The sequence below is a fragment of the Caenimonas soli genome (assembly GCF_013155545.1).
GTDB classification, from domain to species: Bacteria; Pseudomonadota; Gammaproteobacteria; order Burkholderiales; family Burkholderiaceae_C; genus Ramlibacter; species Ramlibacter soli.
In genome coordinates this window covers 54100-72703 of sequence record NZ_JABJVV010000025.1, presented here as the reverse complement: position 1 = coordinate 72703, position 18604 = coordinate 54100, and the positions used below count along the sequence as shown (strand labels likewise).

Annotated in this window: 20 protein-coding genes and 2 pseudogenes; 16 read left to right on the top strand and 6 right to left on the bottom strand. The window is 60.7% G+C overall.

The genetic code is table 11. The annotated features are described in order from the left end of the window. Positions 1–225 (bottom strand): IS66-like element accessory protein TnpA (gene tnpA / locus HNE04_RS26500; protein WP_172221903.1); only part of this gene is annotated, 225 nt, incomplete at its 3' end. Between the two features lie 118 nt (positions 226–343). Here tnpA and HNE04_RS28635 point away from each other — a divergent pair. Beyond that, positions 344–910 (top strand): annotated as a pseudogene (locus HNE04_RS28635) (DsbA family protein). Between the two features lie 40 nt (positions 911–950). On the opposite strand, the gene HNE04_RS26485 reads toward HNE04_RS28635, so the two are convergent. Further along, entirely contained in the window at positions 951–1451 is a 501-nt protein-coding gene (locus HNE04_RS26485; RefSeq protein ID WP_172226487.1) for a winged helix-turn-helix transcriptional regulator, read from the bottom strand. A gap of 193 nt (positions 1452–1644) precedes the next feature. Between HNE04_RS26485 and HNE04_RS26480 the strand changes: the two genes are divergently transcribed. The 6 genes and pseudogenes from HNE04_RS26480 to HNE04_RS26455 all read left to right on the top strand — a co-directional run bounded on the left by HNE04_RS26480 (position 1645) and on the right by HNE04_RS26455 (position 7355). Next, positions 1645–2448: an isocitrate lyase/PEP mutase family protein gene (locus HNE04_RS26480; protein WP_172226485.1), complete on the top strand. Its 804-nt coding sequence runs from the start codon at positions 1645–1647 to the stop codon at positions 2446–2448. A 150-nt stretch (positions 2449–2598) separates the two neighbouring features. After that, positions 2599–3813 carry an ergothioneine biosynthesis protein EgtB gene (gene egtB / locus HNE04_RS26475; protein WP_172226502.1) on the top strand — a complete coding sequence of 405 codons (1215 nt, stop codon included), beginning with the start codon at positions 2599–2601 and terminating at the stop codon, positions 3811–3813. Next, positions 3810–4769 carry an L-histidine N(alpha)-methyltransferase gene (gene egtD / locus HNE04_RS26470; protein WP_172226482.1) on the top strand — a complete coding sequence of 320 codons (960 nt, stop codon included), beginning with the start codon at positions 3810–3812 and terminating at the stop codon, positions 4767–4769. The genes egtB and egtD overlap by 4 nt, the downstream gene beginning before the upstream one ends. Before the next feature lie 36 nt (positions 4770–4805). Continuing rightward, positions 4806–5574, top strand: a pseudogene (locus HNE04_RS26465) (2OG-Fe(II) oxygenase). A gap of 75 nt (positions 5575–5649) precedes the next feature. Further along, positions 5650–6162 (top strand): DUF1993 domain-containing protein, encoded by a 513-nt coding sequence (locus HNE04_RS26460; RefSeq protein ID WP_172226479.1) that lies wholly within the window; start codon positions 5650–5652, stop codon positions 6160–6162. Then, complete coding sequence (locus tag HNE04_RS26455) at positions 6159–7355, top strand: YbfB/YjiJ family MFS transporter (protein WP_172226476.1); 1197 nt, start codon at positions 6159–6161, stop codon at positions 7353–7355. The genes HNE04_RS26460 and HNE04_RS26455 overlap by 4 nt, the downstream gene beginning before the upstream one ends. A gap of 85 nt (positions 7356–7440) precedes the next feature. Here the strand turns inward: HNE04_RS26455 and HNE04_RS28630 are convergent, their stop codons facing one another. Further along, positions 7441–7878 (bottom strand): alpha-ketoglutarate-dependent dioxygenase AlkB, encoded by a 438-nt coding sequence (locus HNE04_RS28630; RefSeq protein ID WP_407926624.1) that lies wholly within the window; start codon positions 7876–7878, stop codon positions 7441–7443. 207 nt (positions 7879–8085) lie between these two features. Continuing rightward, positions 8086–9360 carry a thiolase family protein gene (locus tag HNE04_RS26445; protein WP_172226472.1) on the bottom strand — a complete coding sequence of 425 codons (1275 nt, stop codon included), beginning with the start codon at positions 9358–9360 and terminating at the stop codon, positions 8086–8088. A gap of 167 nt (positions 9361–9527) precedes the next feature. Between HNE04_RS26445 and HNE04_RS26440 the strand changes: the two genes are divergently transcribed. Genes HNE04_RS26440 through HNE04_RS26430 form a run of 3 tightly spaced genes read left to right on the top strand, consistent with a single transcriptional unit; the run spans position 9528 to position 11432 of the window. After that, positions 9528–10016, top strand: coding sequence for a winged helix-turn-helix transcriptional regulator (locus HNE04_RS26440; protein ID WP_172226470.1), 489 nt, complete (start codon positions 9528–9530; stop codon positions 10014–10016). A 48-nt stretch (positions 10017–10064) separates the two neighbouring features. After that, the gene (locus HNE04_RS26435) at positions 10065–10751 is read left to right on the top strand and encodes a M15 family metallopeptidase (protein WP_235965445.1); all 687 of its coding nucleotides are present in this window, start codon (positions 10065–10067) and stop codon (positions 10749–10751) included. A gap of 6 nt (positions 10752–10757) precedes the next feature. Next, positions 10758–11432, top strand: a complete 675-nt coding sequence (locus tag HNE04_RS26430) for an antibiotic biosynthesis monooxygenase family protein (protein WP_172226466.1) — start codon at positions 10758–10760, stop codon at positions 11430–11432. Positions 11433–11459: 27 nt separating this feature from the next. On the opposite strand, the gene HNE04_RS26425 is transcribed toward HNE04_RS26430, so the two are convergent. Together HNE04_RS26425 and HNE04_RS26420 are read right to left on the bottom strand one after the other, a co-directional pair. Further along, complete coding sequence (locus HNE04_RS26425; RefSeq protein ID WP_172226464.1) at positions 11460–12464, bottom strand: S1C family serine protease; 1005 nt, start codon at positions 12462–12464, stop codon at positions 11460–11462. A 105-nt stretch (positions 12465–12569) separates the two neighbouring features. Further along, complete coding sequence (locus HNE04_RS26420) at positions 12570–12842, bottom strand: hypothetical protein (RefSeq protein ID WP_172226462.1); 273 nt, start codon at positions 12840–12842, stop codon at positions 12570–12572. A 156-nt stretch (positions 12843–12998) separates the two neighbouring features. Between HNE04_RS26420 and HNE04_RS26415 the strand changes: the two genes are divergently transcribed. The 6 genes from HNE04_RS26415 (at position 12999) to HNE04_RS26390 (ending at position 18578) form a co-directional block, all read left to right on the top strand. Further along, positions 12999–13904: an AraC family transcriptional regulator gene (locus HNE04_RS26415; RefSeq protein WP_172226460.1), complete on the top strand. Its 906-nt coding sequence runs from the start codon at positions 12999–13001 to the stop codon at positions 13902–13904. 96 nt (positions 13905–14000) lie between these two features. Continuing rightward, positions 14001–15209, top strand: coding sequence for an ABC transporter substrate-binding protein (locus tag HNE04_RS26410; RefSeq protein ID WP_172226458.1), 1209 nt, complete (start codon positions 14001–14003; stop codon positions 15207–15209). Between the two features lie 13 nt (positions 15210–15222). Then, a complete protein-coding gene (locus HNE04_RS26405; RefSeq protein ID WP_172226455.1) occupies positions 15223–16101 on the top strand; it encodes a branched-chain amino acid ABC transporter permease in 879 nt (292 codons plus the stop codon). Further along, positions 16098–17129, top strand: coding sequence for a branched-chain amino acid ABC transporter permease (locus tag HNE04_RS26400; RefSeq protein WP_172226452.1), 1032 nt, complete (start codon positions 16098–16100; stop codon positions 17127–17129). Before HNE04_RS26405 ends, HNE04_RS26400 begins: the two co-directional genes overlap by 4 nt. Before the next feature lie 50 nt (positions 17130–17179). After that, positions 17180–17884 (top strand): ABC transporter ATP-binding protein, encoded by a 705-nt coding sequence (locus HNE04_RS26395; protein ID WP_172226450.1) that lies wholly within the window; start codon positions 17180–17182, stop codon positions 17882–17884. After that, complete coding sequence (locus HNE04_RS26390) at positions 17877–18578, top strand: ABC transporter ATP-binding protein (protein WP_172226447.1); 702 nt, start codon at positions 17877–17879, stop codon at positions 18576–18578. Before HNE04_RS26395 ends, HNE04_RS26390 begins: the two co-directional genes overlap by 8 nt. Positions 18579–18604 lie beyond the last annotated feature (26 nt).

Genomic DNA, 18604 nt, shown 5'->3' with positions numbered 1-18604 from the left:
CGCGAGCTGCAAAGGCACGAACTCGCCGGCGCCCGCCAGCGCCGGGGCGACAGCCCCGCGCGCGTCTCGGCGCCACGTGTGAATCATGTTGGCATTAAGGCCATGGGCCAGCGCCACCTTGGCTATCGAGGCGCCGGGCTGGCTGCATTCGGCCAGCACTTTCGCCTTGAACTCCGGGGCATACGCGCGCACTCGGGTGCGCTTGGTGGGTTCGCTCGTGTCCATTCCAATCCTCTCGTGGACACGATGCTCGCCGCAGCGGGCTAAGTCGGCAAGGATGGGTTCGCCGGACGCTTACGACCGGCTTGCGTTCTTGCCGTTTGAACACCCTTAAAGCCAAAACATGCAAATCAGCCCTTCAGAGCATTCGAGAGGTCTTGCCGACGCCCCCCTGGTGCTGGAGGAGTACGGAGACTTTGAGTGCCCGTTCTGTAAGCAGGCCTACCCCGTGCTCCAGACGCTTCTTGCAGGCCAAACCCAGTTCGTTAGGTTCATCTACCGACACTAGCCTGACCCTGCCACTCACCCAAACAGCCAGATGACAGCAGAGGCCGCCGAGGCCGCGGCTGCACAAGGCAAATTTTGGGAGTTCCACGACTTGGTCTACACCCGCACCGGCGAGCTCAATGGGAATGTTCTAGTCGGGTTCGCGCAGCGACTGGGCCTTGACCTTCTTCGGTTTAACCAGGACCTTGAGCTGCGCGCTCATGAAGCTCGTGTTGCGCAAGACATCGAGAGTGCCCTCTCGCGAGGAGTGCGAGGCACGCCAGGCTTTTTCCTGAATGGGGTCCAAATCGAAACCTCATTCGGCTTGCACCACTTGCGTGATGCTGTACGTGGGGCGTTGGCGGGTTTCAGCGCTTCCGCCTCCGCGCCCGGCTTGCGCGCCGGCGCTTCCAATCAGCGATGAATCGCCGCGGCGCTTACAGGTGAGGCGCAAGACGCTCGTGCTACCCCAGGACGCGCTCGTTGCGCCTTTTCACCAGTTCGCGGGTTTCCGCGCTCGCGCCGGGGCCTGGCTCGTATCGAACCTGGTTGTAAGCAAGGTTGCGCCCACCTTTAGCTCGCACCACCAGCGGCTCGATGGGATGACCCGAGTTGTTGTCCACCAGCTTGATTGGAGGCTTGCCGGACGGCGCCGCCCACTTGTCGCCCCACTGCATCAACGCCACCAGCACCGGGTACAGGTCATGACCCTTGGGTGTCAGGCGGTAGCCGAAGGTGTTGGCTCGTTCCTCAAGCGGAAATTTCTCGAGGATCTCCAGCTCCTGCAGCCTCTCAAGACGCGTGGTCAACACGTTCCTGGCGATGCCCAGGTTGCTCTGGAACTCCTCGAAGCGCGTCGAACCAACCAGGCACTCGCGCACGATGAGCAGGCTCCACCATTCACCCACCTCCTCCAGGGAGCGGGCGATGCTGCATTCCATGTCCTCGAAGCGTTTGCGTTCCATGATGAAACTTTAGCATCTACAGTTTCTTCATGCAACCTCAATCCGCCCTAAGGCCAAAGACAGAGCAAATCAGTTGGATATTAAATGTCAGTTGCTTCATGCAACTAACTCGCATACAGTTTCGTCAAGCAACTGATTTGGCTGCACAAGAGGTGTGCGGCCCGCCCACCCGACAAACCTGAAGGAGATTACCGTGTCCAAGACTGCGAACAAGACCAAACTCAACGCCTTTCGAGCCCTGCATGAGAGCGGGCTGCTGGTGCTGGCGAATGTCTGGGACGCGGGTAGCGCCCGCCTCTCGGAGAGCCTGGGTGCCAAGGCCGTCGCTACCACCAGCGCGGGGATGGCGTGGGCGGCTGGCTATGCCGACGGCAACAACATGCCGGCGGACCTGGTTGTCGCCATCAGCCAGAACATCGTCCGCGCTGTGAAGGTGCCCGTGACCATCGACATCGAAGGCGGCTATTCCTCCAAGCCAAAAGAAGTCGGCGAACTCTCTGTGCGATTGGCCGAAGCGGGCGTAGTTGGCGTGAACCTGGAGGACGGCGAGGAGCACGCCGAACTGCTGGCCAGGAAAATCGAGGCAGTCAAGGCAGCGCTGGCGGCGGCAGGCCTCGACCTCTTCGTGAACGCCCGCACAGACGTGTACCTGGCCGGCCTGGCTCCCGACGGAGAGCAGGTTGCGGAGGTGCTGCGTCGCGCAAAGCTCTATGAGAAGGCGGGAACCGACGGCCTGTTTGTTCCGGGTCTGACAGCGCTGCCGGAGATGCGCGAAATTTCCGGCGCGACCAAGCTTCCGCTGAACGTCATGGCCTGGGGCGGGCTGCCCGCACCGGACAGGCTCTCCGATGCAGGCGTGCGCCGCCTGAGCGCCGGTGCTGCGATTTCCGGTCGTGTCTGGGCCCACGCGCAAGCGCTGACGAAGCAGTTCCTGGAAGACGGAAAGCTAGGACGCTCGGAAGTGCCCTCCCCCGACATGCAGGGCCTGTTCAGCTAAGCCTTGTTCGCCCCACTAGCTGTTAGCGGTCATCAAGGGCAGCTCAGTGGGAATACAGACACAACCCGTGTGTACCACCTGCGCAGCCTAAGCCTTCGCTAAGGGTTCAAGAACGTGTTCAACCAGCAAGTGTCCAAATTGCCACCGCTCCTGCGCGAAGACCGCGCGCGGGTTTGGGCTGCATACGAGCACACCAGAAGTCGCACCGGGGAGCTTGTTGCTGGCCTCAGTCCGGAAGACCAGGGGCTGCAGTCGATGGGGGATACGAGTCCAACGAAGTGGCACCTGGCGCACACCACATGGTTTTTCGAAGCTGTGGTGCTGCAGTCCCCCGCCGCGGGTGACTACCGTGTGTTCAATGAAGACTTCTCTTTCCTCTTCAACTCGTATTACGAGGCGCTGAGTCCACGGCACCCAAGGGGTCAACGTGGCCTCCTATCGCGGCCGTCATTGAGTGCGGTGTGGGCTTACCGACACTACGTAGACAAAGCAATCCTGGCTTTCATAGCGACCGCAGGAGAAAGAGTCTGGACTGCACTGGCGCCTCTGATTGAGCTCGGCGTCCAACACGAGCAACAACACCAAGAGTTGATTGTGACCGACATCCTGCATGCGTTCTCAGTCAACCCAACCTTGCCGGCCTGGCATGCGAGCCTAAGCAAGTCGGCACCTCAAGCCGCCACGTTGAAATGGGTGCGGCACGATGGCGGGTTGGCGCAAGTGGGCCACTCGGGCCCTGCGTTTAGCGTCGATAACGAGACACCGCGACATCAAGTCTGGCTCGCGCCGTTCGAAATCGCCAATCGCCTGGTGACGAACGCGGAATTCATGGATTTGGTTCTCGACGGCGGCTACCGAAAGCCGGGGTTGTGGTTGTCGGAGGGCTGGGCCCAAGTCCAGGCGCAGGGGTGGGACCATCCCTTGTATTGGTTACCGCCTGGAAACTCACGCGCGCCAGCGGAAAGCTGGCAGTCCTTCGGGCCCGCGGGAGTCCAACCTCTGGACCCTGACGCCGCAGTTTCTCACTTGAGCTTCTTTGAGGCAGCTGCCTACGCGCAATTTGCGGGCGCAAGGCTGCCCACCGAAGCCGAGTGGGAGGTGGCGTCGGCCGGTGCGGACATTGTCGATATGGACGGTGTCGTTTGGCAGTGGACGCGCTCCTCCCACGACCCATATCCCGGATTCAAGCCATCGGATGGCGCGGTTGCAGAGTACAACGGCAAATTCATGGTCGGGCAGACTGTTCTGCGTGGCTCGAGCGCGTTCACCCCAGTCGGGCACTCACGCCGGACGTACCGCAACTTCTTCCCGCCGGCCGCACGCTGGCAATTGAGCGGCCTGCGCCTGGCAAGAGACACTGAATGAGAAACCTCGACCTCGCAGGTGGTGGAATTACCGAGCGCGCCGAGACCGGCTTCTTGCGTGACCTGCGGCTCGCGCTTTCTAAGCCTCCCCATGCCATCTCGCCGAAGTACTTCTACGACGCGTGTGGCTCGCGTTTGTTCGACCAGATTTGCGACTTGCCGGAGTACTACCCCACCCGAACTGAGTGGGGAATTCTGTCCGATAGGGCTGCGGAGATTGCAGCCGCGACCGGACCAAATATCGAGCTTATTGAGTTTGGGGCAGGCTCGCTCAGCAAGGTGCGCCTTCTGCTCAATGAGCTGCGGCCGCGGCGGTACCTGCCCTTTGACATCTCTACGGAGCACCTTCACCGGGCCGCCCAGGGCTTGAAGGCTGAATTCCCTTGGCTGAACGTAGAGCCTGTGGCCGGCGACTACACAACGTCCGTCGACCTTCCGCCTGCACAGTCTGGCGCACGCCGGGTCGGTTTTTTCCCGGGGTCAACCATCGGGAACTTCAGTCCACGCGAGGCTCTGGACTTCTTGCGCCGTGCGGCGCAAGAGCTGCGAGGGGGAGGACTGCTGATTGGAGCAGACCTCCTGAAGGACCCAGCAGTCCTGCACGCGGCCTACAACGATTCGAAGGGAGTGACTGCAGAGTTTAACAAGAACCTGCTCGCCAGAGCCAATCGTGAGCTAGGTGCGGACTTCGACCTCTCGCAATGGTGGCACAGCGCCTTCTTCAATCCAGCTCTGAGCCGCATCGAGATGCACCTTATCAGCCGCAGCGACCAGCGCGTGAATCTCGCAGGCACTACCTTCGAGGTTGCTGAGGGCTTTAGCCTGCATACGGAGAACTCGTACAAGTACTCCATCGAAGGTCTACAGGCACTAGCGGCCCTCGCGGGGTTTCAACCAGACAAAGTTTGGACCGATGAACGCAACTTCTTCAGCGTGCACTGGCTGGTAGCGCCGTAGCGCGCGAGGCAGCGGTGAACCAACCAGGAAAGCCAGATGACGGTCGCATCATTGAAGAAGACTGACGCATTTGGCGAATCGGTGCCGCTGCGTCGCTCGCCGCCCGTGGAGCGTATCGAGGCAGTCGACTGGAACGCAGTCTCACACACCGTGAACGAGGAAGGCTGGGCCATCGTTGAAGGCATCCTCACACCTGCAGAAGCTGACTCCATTGCGATGCTGTTCGAGGAGAAGGAGCGCTTTCGCAACACTGTCGTCATGGAGCGCCACGGTTTCGGAAAGGGGCAGTACAAGTACTTTGACTACCCGCTGCCGCCCCTCGTCGAAGAGCTTCGCCGCGCGTTCTATCCGTACGTCGCCGACATCGCCAATGGCTGGATGGAACGACTTGGGAGGAAGGAGCGGTACTCCAGGGAGCACGCCAAATACCTGAAGGAGCTTCATAATGGCGGCCAGGACAAGTCGACGATGACACTCCTTGCTTACGGTCCCGGTGACTACAACGCCCTACACCAGGACATGCACGGAGAGCACGTCTTTCCGCTGCAGGTAGTCGTGCTGCTTGACGAACCGAACGAAGACTTCGAAGGAGGACAGCTTTTGCTGTCTGAACAGCGGCCGCGTATGCAGACCCGCGCAATCGTTGTTGAACCCCTCCACAAGGGGGACGCGGTCGTCATCGCGTCCAGCAACCGCCCAGTGCGTGGCTCGCGTGGCGACTACCAGGTCAAGATGCCATGGAGTGAATCGGCTTCGCTCAGGCAAGCGCCACACCCTGGGCATCATCTTTCACGACGCTTCCTGAAAACCGACGGGAGACAAATACCATGTACCACCAAGCCATTGCTCAGGCTTCCCAGACGTTGAAAAATGTCGAGCGGTGGCTCGACAAGGCACAAGCACACTCCCTTGCCCAAGGCATCAAAATGTCGAGCGGTGGCTCGACAAGGCACAAGCACACTCCCTTGCCCAAGGCATCAAAATGAGTGCGCTGTTGCACGCGCAGCTCGCGCCGGACATGCGCGATTTCATCTACCAGATACAAAGCGCCTGCGACTACACCAAAGCTGGAGCGGCTTGGCTTTCCGGCCAGCGCCCGCCGCGGCACGAGGACAACGAGCAGACCCTCGAAGAAATCCGAGCGCGGATTCGCAGGACGGTGAAGTTTGCCGAGAGCGTACAGCCTGCTCAATACGCTGAGGCTGATCGCCAGCAGGTGAGCATGTCGGGGGCACCAGGCAAGGTATTGGTCGGGCGCGACTATCTTTTGCAGATGGTCCTTCCGAACGTGTACTTCCATGCCGGCATGGCGTACGCAATCTTGCGCCACAAAGGTGTAGACGTGGGCAAGATGGACTTCTTGGGCCCCGTGAACTTCGTAGACAAGTCATGAACGCGCCCGCGGCGTCATTGCGCGCAGCGATCTGGCTCGGCTTGGCTGTGGCAATTGGACGCGGCGTGACTCGCTTTGGGTATGCGTTGGTCATGCCGGCGATGCAGGCCGACTTGCACTGGGGTCACGAGCGAGCATCGTGGATAAATACTGCCAACGCGCTGGGCTACATCCTGGGTACCACGTCCGGTTTCGTGCTCTTGCGCTGGACTAGCAACGGCCGACTGTTCCGAGCTGGCCTTTTGCTCACCGTCGCGAGCCTGCCGTTGATGGCCGTCAGCAGCTCGTTCTCCTGGCTGGTGGTCCTGCGCTTGGTCTCCGGCTTGGGGACCGCATGGTCGTTTTCTACCGGTGGGGTTCTCGTCTCCCAAATTTACGCGAACGAACCGAAGCGCAAAGGAGCCGCCACAGGTCTATTCTTTGGCGGCGCTGGGTTAGGGATGGTCATATCCGGCGCTGTGGTCCCGGCGATATTGGAGTGGCGTGGCCCGTCGGGCTGGGCATTGGCGTGGCTTGTCCTCGGAGCGCTTTGCACCGCCTTAGTCGTCTTTCCGTTAGGCATTGGACACGGGGCAGTAAGTGCTGCTGAAGCGACGTCCGATGGGAACGGCTCTCTTCGGTTCGAATCGTCCTGGCGCGTACTTCTTGGCTATGCGGGCTTTGGAGCTGCGCATACAGGGTACGTGTTCTTCATATTCGCATGGGCGCACGCTGAGCACCTTCCCTGGTACCACGGAGCGGGCATGTGGATGGTCATGGGCGCGGCCGTATTCTCTTCCGCCTGGATTTGGAAGCGACCGCTAGGCAAGTGGCAAGCCTCCAACGCGCTTGCACTTTGCAACTTCATCTGTGCGGCCGCCGTGGTTCTTCCGGTGGTCGCCGGCGCGAGACTGCCCGTGGTCTACCTTTCGGCGGCATGCATGGGAGCGTCGATGTTCATCGCTCCCGCGTCGATGGCGGTTCTGGCGCGCCAGACTCTTCCAGCGGCAACGTGGGGCAAGGCCCTGATGGTCTACGCGCTGGTGTTCTCGCTCGGCCAAGCGATCGGGTCCTGGGCTTTCGGACGTGCTGCGGATGTCTGGTCGCTCCAGTGGGTCCTTGGTGCTGCGAGTGCAGGTCTTCTTGTCTCGGGGTTGCTTGCCGCGACCGGGCTGGCCCGTCAAAACCGTAGGTCTGTGGCATTGGGTAACTAAGGCCCACCTGCCGCAAACTTCAAAGTCTTGCCCGCCAGCCGCGTGCTTGCCCTCGCCTGGATGCCCGGGCTCCGACCGGCTTCAACTAGCGCTGAGGCTCGCCCCCTTCGCCCTTGCCGGGCCGAAAGGTGCGAAGCGTTACCGAGTATCGCGCCAACTCTAAGGGTGTGATGCTGTGTTGCCATTCGTCGCGAACCCCCCCGCTCAAAAGGTATGCCGACCGAGGCTCAATCGGCGCAGCTCGTCTGGTCCAGCCGCCGTTTGGAGCCCGCTGCCGCAGGCGCAGTTGGCATCGCGCCAGTAGGGAGATTCCGACGATGTCCTCGTATACAGGTCTGTCCCGGTGCCATCCGATGCCCGCGCCAGGCGGGTACTGGGTCACCATGATTTGTGAGAACGTTCGGCCTGGCTTGCCTGCGAGATGAGCTGCGATTTCGGTCAGTGGCTTCAAGTACGCTGGGATGGAGGAATCCGCTCGCGCTTTCTGGCCTGCGAATGCATATTTGTGGCCATAGGTGAAGATTCGGCGATTCGCCGAGTAGCCGCGGAACTCAAGGGCTGGAAAGCGAGCTCATCAAACTGTTCCACCAGCTCGCGTTCTTGCGAGATGGAGAGGACGTCGGGTACGTACTTAAAGCCTTCGGGGAGCTTCGGCTCTCCGAACAGATCTCGAGTGGACATTCAGACCATGCCTTCAATGAAGCCCGTCCGCCGGCAGGGCCTCATTTCGTCAGTAGGCGCTCTCCAGGAGCGCCACCGCCCCCTCGCCTCCGTCAGCGCAGACGCTGACGATTGCACGGGACCCTTTGGGCATCGCGGCGAGTTCCTTCACAGCTTGGCTCAGGTCGCGCGCGCCAGTCGCCCCAAACGGATGCCCGAGGGCCAAGGAGCCGCCGTTCGGGTTCACCCGGTCCCAGGGGAAAGGACCGAAGTCAGTCGCAATGCCGATGCGGTCTTCAATCCAGTTGGGCTCGACCAATGCGGCAACGTTGGAAAGCACCTGCGCTGCAAAAGCTTCATGAATCTCCCACAGGGCGATGTCGCCGTACCTCAGCCCTTGACGGTCCAAGAGTCGCGGAATCGCAAACGACGGCGCCATCAGTAACCCGTCTCGCGGGTCCAGAGCCGAGATTTCGAAGTCGACCAGTTTTACCGCCGGAATGTTGCGGTGCAGGCGCTCCAGCCCTCGCTCGGACAGCACCCATACGCCAGCGGCGCCGTCAGTGATGGGCGACGAATTACCTGCCGTGACCGTGCCCCGGCCACTCGTGCGGTCAAAGGCCGGTGCCAGGGAGCCAAGTTTTTGCAAGGAGGTGTCTGGTCTCAGGTTCGAGTCCTTGGCGAGCTCAGGCAAGGGAAGCACCAAGTCGGAAAAGAACCCACGCTCCCACCCCGCCGCAGCGCGCATGTGGCTTTTGTAAGCCCACTCGTCCTGCGCTTGGCGTGTGATGCCCCATCCCCTGGCCGTTTCCTCCATGTGGTCACCCATCGTTCGACCCGTGATGCGGTTGGCCCACCCCTTGGTCGGCAAGATAAAGTCCTTCGGAGAAAGCTGCGCCAGTGCCCCAGCCGCCGCCTCCGGGTCCTTGGCAAGAAGCCCGCGCAAACGCTCGCTGGTTGGCGGCTTCAACCCGATGGAAGGCTTGCTCATCATCTCGGCGCCGCCCACCATGATGGCGTCCGTCCCTCCGCCAATCATTCCCGCGGCCGCAAACGCCGCCGTGATGCTCGTCGCGCAGGCCAGCACCACCGAGAACGAAGGCACGGTCGGGTCCAAGCCAGCATCAAGCCAGATTTCCCGGGCGATGTTGCTCCAGCCCAAATTGGGCATCACTGCCCCCCAAAGGACCATGTCGGGCCTGCCCCCACGCAGCTGCTCAGCCATCGCCCGGGCAATTGGTACCGAGAGGCTGATGGAGTCGTAGCTAGAAAGCGCGCCACCGCCCCGACCGAACGGAGTGCGCAGCCCTGAGGCGAGATAGACGTCTTGACCGAAGCGTTGCATGGAATACCCCTGAGAGTGATGGGAACAACCTATCTCGCGAACATGGTTGCATGAAGCAACTATACATGCTAGAGTTTCTTCATGCAACCAATGAACGTGAGTACCCCTACCGCGGTCAGACGCGCGCCGAAGTCGGTGGATGCGAGATCTTCTGGTGACCAGTGAAAATGGAACGCAAGAGTCTCAATGGATTGAACTGCGACATCGCTCGCTCGCTTGACGAGGTTGGCGAATGGTGGAGTCTGCTCATCGTGCGCCAGTGCATGATTGGCACCACCAGGTTCGACGAGTTTCAACGGAATCTGGGCATCTCGCGCAATGTCCTGACAACGCGTCTTGACCGCCTTGTTAGTCTGGGAATCCTCGAGCGGTTCCAGCTGCAGGACCGCGCAAACACAAGTGGCTACCGGCTCACTGCCAAGGGCTGGGGGTTGGATTCAGTCTTAAACGCCCTGCTTGATTGGGGCGCGCGATGGGTGGCCCCCGACGGCAGGCCCAGGCTGGAGGAATTGGACGAAGCTTCGCTCGAAGAGATGAACGAAGCTGCCAAAAGGTTCTGGGCGGATCTCGGGCTTTCAGACGCCGTGGTCGACGCCGCAAATGACTCCAGTCTCGAAGCAGTCATCGGCGTCAAGCAAATCCTCAAGTCGGGCTGACTAGCCTTAGTGCTTCTTCGATTCACCGCGTCACATTCTATGTCGGCCATGCTGAACGAACTGGAAATTACGGGCCGCGCGCGTACGCACGTTCTGCAGTTCCATGAGCCGACTAGGTTTGCCGCCCAGCAAGAGGCCGGCGAAGCCTTCCTCGCGATGCGCGCTGCAGCTGCCAAAGACGGCATCAACGTCGTTCCGGTGAGCTCCTTCCGAGACTTCCAGACGCAGCTGCGCATTTGGAACTACAAATTCTCAGGCCAGCGCCCGCTCTATGACATTCACGGCGTAGCTCGGGACTTCGGCTCCTTGACGCCGGAACAGGTCATTGACTGCATCCTCAACTGGTCTGCTCTGCCCGGAGGTAGTCGACATCAATGGGGCACGGAAATTGATGTGGTTGACGGCGCCGCTCCAGCCCTGTACGAGCCGATGCTGTTGCCACAGGAGGTCGCCTCAGGCGGTATATACGAGCGGCTGCACAAATGGCTTGACGCCAACATCGCCAAGTTCGGCTTTTTCCGCCCCTACGAGCACTACCAGGGCGGCATGTACCCGGAGCCCTGGCATTTGAGCTACGCCCCGCTCTCGACGAAAGTGATTGGACAAGTCTCCGCGGACCTCCTGACCGAAGTGATTGAAGCTTCTCCGGTCTTGGGCAAGGACCTCCTTTTGCCACGCATTCCGGAGATTTTCCGGAACCACATCCTGAACTTCAACCGGGCGCCAAGCGCGTAGACCATCATGTTCGCAGTCATCTTCGAAGTGCATCCAGCGGCTGACCAGTGGAACTCGTACATCGGCGTGGCCAAGATGCTTCGCCCTGAGCTCCAGGCTGTAGAGGGATTTGTCGACAACGTTCGGTACCGCAGTCTGAGTCGGGACGGCTGGATTCTTTCGCTCTCCGGATGGCGTGACGAGAAAGCGCTCGTCAGGTGGCGAACGAAGGCGCAGCATCACGGCGCGCAAGAGGTAGGGCGTGGCGAAATCCTGCAGGACTATCACCTTCGGGTGGGCCAAATCACCGCGGACTCACACGTTCCGGCTGGCCATCGATTGCGGGAGCAGCGGCTGGACGAGACCGTTGTCGGTGAAGGCACGACTATCGTGCTCCTAGACGGCAAGAGAACGTCCGAGTGGGTAGCCGAAAATGGCGCGGACGGCGTGGCGCAGTGGCTTGGTATTGACCCGGAGTTGCCGGGTTTGGTGTCCTGGGACGCATTCGATGCGGTCCTTACCCCTGGAGACGTTATCGCGCTTTCCACCTGGAGGCACCAGCACAGTGCTCAGGCCTTTGCCGACGATGTCATCCTTGCGGAGGGGGTGCGTCGGCGCATTGTGCGGGTGGTCCGCGACTACGGTATGTACGACCGGCGGGAGGCCCCGCAGTACTATCCTGAGGTGCCCGATAGACGCTGAACAGAGAGCGATTACCCCCTGCACAAGCTAAACGTCAAGAGCAGCCGTCGGCCTCACAGCCACGTAGACGGGCCCGGCAACGCCGGTCCTGAGAACTTTGAGCACACACTCCTTGTTTACGCGCTCTTGAGAGAGGAGCTGGTGTAACTCGTCGGCCGACGTGACGTCCCGCCCGTCAATCCCGAGAATGATGTCGCCTTCCCGGAGGAACGCCAGCTGCGCAGGACTGCCCTGCTCGACCGACATGACTCGAAGCCCTTGCGCATGCGCCAATCCGTATGCGACGACCAGGCGCCTGTCCAGCGGGACCGTCGCCCCAGCGATACCCAGGTATCCACGCCGCACTCTTCCATCCCGTAGCAGCTGCGGGATGACCGCGCTAGCAACGTCGATTGCGACTGCAAAGCAAATGGACTGCGCCTGTGGAATGATGGCCGTGTTGACTCCAATCACTTCACCGCGCGAGTTCAGGAGCGGCCCGCCAGAGTTCCCCGGATTCAGGGCGGCATCCGTCTGAAGGACGTCTGGAATCAGCCTGCCAGTGGATGCGCGCATGCTGCGACCCAGCGCGCTCACGATGCCGGCAGTGACCGTGTGCTCGAAGCCGAGAGGGTTTCCGATGGCTATGGCGATTTCGCCGCGACGCACATCAGCCGAGCGACCAATAGGGACTGAAAACAGAGCACCTTGCGACAGGCCGTCGACCTGGAGAAGCGCCAAATCCGTGTGCGGGTCATCACCCACCCAGCTGGCGGCGAAATCACGACCGTCCGCGAAAGAGGCACGAATCTTCGTACCCGCTTCGGGCGGGTCCTTTCGGCCGCCCCGGACCACATGGGAATTGGTCAGCAGGTACCCATCAGGGGTAAACACAAACCCGGAGCCGCTCCCAACCGGGCGACCGGCCGCATCGAACACTCGCATGGCAGCAACGCTTGGCGCAACGCGGTCAACAACCTCAGTGACGGTCTGAGAGTACGAATCGAGAAGGCTGAAGTCGCGAGCACCCATGATTTTCTCCAGGCTGGACATATCGGGGTGCTCGCGTGAACTGCAAGGCTGCGCCTTGGGCGCCCCTAGGTCGCACCCTGCTGCCCACATGACCGCGCCGCCGCCGGTGCGCTCGGCGCCCGACCTTCAGGTCCAGCGCCCTTTCAGCCGTTGCACGGTTTCTGCGGACAAGTCCCTGGGTTTGCCAGCGGTGCCAAAGGTCTTGGTGGCAAGCTTTTCCAGTTCGTCTGCGGCCTTGGGGTGCCAGTTGTGCGACACAGCCCATGCGCGCAAGTTGGTCGCTGGCTCCCGGTGATGCTCGAGATAACGCAGTACCTTCAAGTACTCGGTTGCCCGTTCCCGGCCTGGAGCACCCAAGGTCGTATCGCTCAGGTTCACGGATTCCATCAGGACTTGCAAGGCCTTCTCAACTACGTCGTCCTTTCATGAACCAGCTTGCTTCCCGGAAGTGATTGACCGTATCATGAACGAAGTCGAGGGGCTGATCCGCCATCGGTTGGCGCGTCTTGTCAGGACCGCCGCATCTGCCTAATAATAGGCGCCTGGGAAACAGCCATGAGCCAGCCCTTTGCAGTTGATGCCGAGCGAACGAAGTCATCCGGATATGTTCGAAGTATTGGCGGGGAGCTCCTCTCTTCCGCCGTCGCGCAAGCCGACGTATTGAGGTTCGAGCGCCTCAGACGCAAGGTTGATGGCTCCTTGCACTGGCATTTCAAGCAGCCGAAACTGGCTTTGCTGAGGCACGGATCCGGCTACAGCAGCCAATTGACCGTCGATGGAGTAGCCTTCCGAAGCGGAATCTCCGACCATGCAACCATTACCGTGCTGCCCGCGAACACGGAAGTGAAAGGGGAGTTCTTGCCGGCGCATGATGGCCTGCTCGCCGACTACTCGATCGTGTTCCTTGCCAATGATTTCGTGCAGAGTCGAGTGGGCACCCGGATCGACCGGCCGCTGGTCGTCCACCAATCCGAGGCACTGGCAAACCAGCTGCGCGAGTTTGAGCAGGAAGCGGACAACCGCGACAATTTGTTCGACCTGTATGCGGAGGGGTGGGCCTGCCAAACGCTCGTCTTGGCTGCCCGTTTGCTGGACAGCAGGCTGGCCATCAGACGCTCCGCTCGAGGGGGTGTTTCGCCTGGCTGTGTCCGGCGCGTCGACTCGTTCATCCAGGCCAACCTCGACAGTGCACTGAGACTGGACGAACTCGCTCGCGTAGCCGGGCTCAGCAAGCACCATTTTTTGCGGGCTTTTCGCCAGACCACCGGCGAGACGCCGCACCAATACGTGCTGGCCGCTCGCATCCGCGAGGCAAAGCGGATGCTGGCGGCGCCGGCCTCGAGCAGCATGATTGAAGTTGCCTTCGCCTGCGGTTTCAGCAATCCGCAAAACTTCGCGACCAGTTTCCGGAAGGCAACCGGGCTGTCTCCCTCTAAATTCAGGCAACAGAGTCTCTCCTGATCGGCGCGTCTGCAGTGTGCACCGGCGATCAGCGGGAAAACCGGATCGTCCGGTCAAGACTCGGATCCGCCACCCACGGCGATTCAGGAGACAACGATGCCGAAGTTCAAGAGATTCCGCGCCTCCGGCGCGTTGCTTGTCGCTGCGACGCTGCTTTGCCGCACAGGTGCAGCAGCAGTTTCTGACGCGGGCCCGATCAAGATCGGCTTGATCCTGCCATTCAAGGGCGCTTACGGCGCTGCGGCCTTGAGCGTGATGCGTGGATACGAGATCGCCCTGGCTGAGTTCAATCACTCCATCGGAGGTCGGCGCGTCGAAATCATCCAAGCCGACGACGAACTCGCGCCAGCCATCGGTACGCAGCGGTTTAACAAGCTTGTCCAGTCGGACAAAGTGGACGTCGTCGCGGGTGTCATTAGTTCCAGTGTCGGAATTGCGCTTTCCGAACTGGCCGATAAGGCGAAAAAGCCCCTCGTCCTTTCGCAAGCTCACGCAGACGAGGTCACGGGAAAATTCTGCAGCCCCTATGTCGCGCGCACATCGTTCAGCGCCAACGCGTACCAGTATGCGGCCGGCAAGTACTTGGCGGGCAAGGGCTTAAAGAACGTCGTCACCATGGGTCCCGACTACACCGCGGGGCGCGCGTTTCTCGGTGCCTTCAAGCGAGGGTTCGAAGATCACGGTGGCAAGGTTGTTGAACAGATCTATACACCGTTCCAGACCACGAAGGATTGGAGCGCCGCCCTGACGCGAGCCAAGGCTGCAAACGTACAGGCGATCTATGCGTTCTATGGCGGCAACGAAGCGGTACAAGTCGTGAAGCAGCATGCCGATTTCGGCATGCGGAAGACTCTGCCCCTGCTGGGAGATCAGTGGGTGTACGACGAAATGATCTGGTCAGCCCTGGGGGACTTGGTGGACGGTGTTGAGTACACCACCGTCCACTACCCTGGCATCGATTCGCCGGCCAATCGCAAGTTCGTGGAGGCGTTTCGCAGGAAGTACAACGAGGACCCGGACGTCAACGTCGTCTTCGGCTACGACAACGCGAAGGCCATCTTGCTCACTTTCCAAAAGCTCGGAGGAAAGATGCCAGAAAATCAGGCGCAGTTCATCGCGACTCTGCGGGGCCTTGAGTATGACTCGCCAAGGGGCAGGGTTCGCTTCAGCAAATCCAACAGCGCCCAGCTGAACAAGCTCTACGTGGTCAAGACCATCAAGGGCGCCGACGGAAAGTTTTCTCGCACGCTACTAGATCAATTCCCCGGCGCACCCGACCTTCCGGGATGTGAGAAGTCTTTCTAGCGGGGAGGCGGACGTGAGTCTGTTGTTGCTGCATTTGCTGAATGTGCTGCAGGTTAGCGCGTTGATTTTTCTGCTGGCGGTGGGTCTGACCATCATTTTCGGATTGATGGACACATTGAACCTTGCGCATGGTGCTTTCTTGACCTTGGGCGCTTACGCCGGCGTGGTGATTACTGAAGCGACGGGGTCGTACTGGATCGCCTTGCTTGGGGCTCCGGTCTTGCCGTTTCTGGCTGGCGCCGCCCTTCAGTTCTTTGTCCTTCAGCCTCTAAAAGACCGCGGCCGCTCCAGCCATCTCGACCTGGCACTCCTCTCGTTCGGGCTGCTATTTGCCATGGTCGGTTCTATCGAGTGGTTCTTCGGCCCAAGCTTCGTCAGCATCGCCACCCCCCCAGCGCTCTCTGGGCATGTCGCCGTGTTCGGAAATCAATATCCGATATATCGGTTGTTCATGATTGCCGCCGGACTGGGAGTTGCGCTTGTGCTGTGGTTGCTCGTCGAACGGACACTAGTAGGCGCCATCCTCCGAGCCGGTGTCGACCGCCCGGAAATGGCGATGGCCTTGGGAATCAACCTGAAGGTGATGTTTGCGGTGGTGTTTGGCCTCGGCTGCGCGCTGGCCGGATTCGCGGGAGTGATTGCCGCTCCCGTCATGAGCGTCTACGCGCATCTCGGAACTGAAATGCTCGTCATCTCCTTCGTCGTGGTGATGATTGGTGGTCTTGGCAGCATTCGTGGCTCCTTCTATGCGTCACTCATTGTCGGCCTGGTGAACACCATGAGCCAAGCCTATGTACCGGGCGGCGAGCTGTTCGCGATCTATGCGCTGCTGATCGTAATCATGATCTGGCGACCTCAGGGTCTTTTCACGATAGATCGGAGGATCGCATGACCATAGACTACCAACTCGCCGAACCTGACGGACTTGGAGATCCCGGCGGAACGTCGCAAAGGCGCGCGTTTGAGCGGGGGCTACGCCTAGATTGGAGCGCGCTTCGGTATGCGCCAGCGGTCGTATTGGGTCTGTTGCTCGCATTCCTCCCCCTAGTGAGCACTGGCTATGCGCTCACGTTGGCGGTGGAGGCCATGATCCTTGCGATCTTCGCTTGCGGCGTCAATGTCCTGGTGGGATACACAGGCCTGACGACTGTGGGCAACGCGATGTTCGTGGGCCTGGGCGGGTATGGGATCGCCATTCTGAGCAAGCTGCTCGGAATGCCTCTGTGGGTTGCGTTCCCGTTGACCGTGGTGATCGTTGCATTGGTGTCGGTAGCGATCGGTGCCATCTGCACGCGCACACGCGGGGTGGAATTCCTGCTGATCACTCTCGCCTTCTCGCAAATGCTCTATGGCCTGGCGATCAAGCTGCCCTGGACCGGAGGCTCCGACGGAATGACGGGCATCGCCCGCCCTGACCTGGCGTGGCTCGGTCTGAATGCCGAGGACCCGGTTACGTTCTATGTCTATGTCGCGCTGGTGCTAGCTCTCACGGTGCTATTTCTGTGGCGCATGACGCGGTCGCCATTCGGGAGTGTTCTGCTCGCCATCCGAGAGAACGAACGCCGTGCAATCTCGATGGGCTACCGGACCTCGCTCTTCAAGATCGGCTCTTTCGTCATCTCGGCGATCATCTGCTCGATCGCAGGAATCCTACGATCGCAATACAGTTACTTCGTCAACCCGGACTCCATGAGCTGGCAAGCCAGCGGGGAGGGCTTGTTGATCGTCATCATGGGTGGGGCGGGAACGCTTTTGGGCCCGGCTGTCGGTGCCGCATTGAGTGTGCTGGTCAAAGATGGCCTGAGCAGGATCACCGGAGAGTACAACCTGTTCTTCGGCCTATTCTTCATGCTGGTCGTCGTCGTCTTTCGTGGCGGTGTTGCCGGGGCTCTCAACAATCTGGAGGGAAGATTCCGGTGACCGCTGTTTGCGCACTCGAGCTGCGGCGCCTGAACAAGTCCTTCGGGGGCATGACAGTCGTCAAGGACTTGAACCTGTCCGTCAGCGCTGGCGAGCGGCGTGCCGTGATCGGTCCAAACGGCGCCGGAAAGACGACCCTGTTCAACATGATCAGCGGTTGGCTGCAGCCTTCGTCTGGGGCGATATCTGTGGGTGGAAAGCAGGTGGTTACGGGGCGACCGGACCTTCTCGCGCGGGAAGGCCTTGCACGCTCGTTCCAGCAGAACATGCTGCTGAACGGCTTGACAGTGCTGGAGAACCTTCGAATTGCCAGCCAGGCGCTTGATGCGTCACGCCGATCCCTCTTGCGAAAGTGCGGATCGTTCGACTCGGTGATTGCGCTAGCGCGCGCCGCCGGCGAGCAGATGCACCTTGGCTCCGTATTTGACCAGCGCGTCCAAGAGCTTTCGTACGGGCATAAGCGGCAGTTGGAGGTGGCGATCGCGCTATGCGGTGCGCCGCGAATTCTGCTGCTGGACGAACCGGCCGCTGGTGCCTCACCGTCGGAGCGCGAACGACTGATCGGACTGCTGCGGGGCCTGCCGCGCTCACTGACGATTCTCCTTGTGGAGCATGACATGGATGTCGTGTCAGCTGTCTGCGACAAGGTGACCGTTATGAGCTACGGGGAGGTTCTGGCCACGGGAACGATTGCCGAAATCCGCAGCAATGACCGCGTCCGACAGGCGTACCTGGGCGGAGTGTCTCATGCTTGAAGTGGAGGACATCTACACATCTTACGGAGAGAACTCCGTGCTGCGTGGTGTCAGCTTTGAAGTGATGGAGGCGGAGTGCGTGGCCATCCTTGGACGGAACGGTGCCGGCAAGACGACTACGTTGCGCACCATCTTCGGATTGGCGCGATGCAACCGCGGGCGCGTCCGTCTCAAAGGCGCGGACATCACGCGAACGCCCACGTGGCGCGTCGTTCGCGCCGGCATGTCTCTGGTGCCGGATGATCGCGGCATATTCGCATCAGTCACTGTCGACGAGCATCTGATGATCGCCATGCATGCGTCGCGGGGCCGCCCCAAGCGCCTATCGCCCGCTCTCATCTACGAAATGTTCCCTCGGCTCGCAGCCAGGCGTCACAGCCTGGGTGGCGCACTTTCCGGAGGAGAGCAGCAGATGTTATCAATCGGTCGAGCGATGCTCGCCGGCCCCGATTTGCTCGTCCTGGACGAACCCAGCGAGGGATTGGCACCTGTCATCGTCGAAATGCTCGAGAACGTTCTCCGCCAAGCCAAGGACAGCGGGATGTCGATCCTGCTTGTCGAACAGAACTATCGCTTGGCGACAGCTCTGGCCGATCGCGTCTACGTTCTTGGCACCGGACGGGTGCAATTTGGAGGAACGGTCGCGCAGCTGGATCGCGCAGACCAAATTAGGAACACCTACTTGAGCATCTAGCCATGCAAATTCATCAATTATCAACG

Bases quoted from the DNA above. Each gene is read 5' to 3' on its own strand.
- HNE04_RS26485 (WP_172226487.1), bottom strand. From the start codon at position 1,451: ATGGAACGCAAACGCTTCGAGGACATGGAATGCAGCATCGCCCGCTCC.
- egtD (WP_172226482.1), top strand. From the start codon at position 3,810: ATGAGAAACCTCGACCTCGCAGGTGGTGGAATTACCGAGCGCGCCGAG.
- HNE04_RS26455 (WP_172226476.1), top strand. From the start codon at position 6,159: ATGAACGCGCCCGCGGCGTCATTGCGCGCAGCGATCTGGCTCGGCTTG.
- HNE04_RS26445 (WP_172226472.1), bottom strand. From the start codon at position 9,360: ATGCAACGCTTCGGTCAAGACGTCTATCTCGCCTCAGGGCTGCGCACT.
- HNE04_RS26440 (WP_172226470.1), top strand. From the start codon at position 9,528: ATGGAACGCAAGAGTCTCAATGGATTGAACTGCGACATCGCTCGCTCG.
- HNE04_RS26435 (WP_235965445.1), top strand. From the start codon at position 10,065: ATGCTGAACGAACTGGAAATTACGGGCCGCGCGCGTACGCACGTTCTG.
- HNE04_RS26430 (WP_172226466.1), top strand. From the start codon at position 10,758: ATGTTCGCAGTCATCTTCGAAGTGCATCCAGCGGCTGACCAGTGGAAC.
- HNE04_RS26425 (WP_172226464.1), bottom strand. From the start codon at position 12,464: ATGTCCAGCCTGGAGAAAATCATGGGTGCTCGCGACTTCAGCCTTCTC.
- HNE04_RS26415 (WP_172226460.1), top strand. From the start codon at position 12,999: ATGAGCCAGCCCTTTGCAGTTGATGCCGAGCGAACGAAGTCATCCGGA.
- HNE04_RS26410 (WP_172226458.1), top strand. From the start codon at position 14,001: ATGCCGAAGTTCAAGAGATTCCGCGCCTCCGGCGCGTTGCTTGTCGCT.
- HNE04_RS26400 (WP_172226452.1), top strand. From the start codon at position 16,098: ATGACCATAGACTACCAACTCGCCGAACCTGACGGACTTGGAGATCCC.
- HNE04_RS26395 (WP_172226450.1), top strand. From the start codon at position 17,180: ATGACAGTCGTCAAGGACTTGAACCTGTCCGTCAGCGCTGGCGAGCGG.
- HNE04_RS26390 (WP_172226447.1), top strand. From the start codon at position 17,877: ATGCTTGAAGTGGAGGACATCTACACATCTTACGGAGAGAACTCCGTG.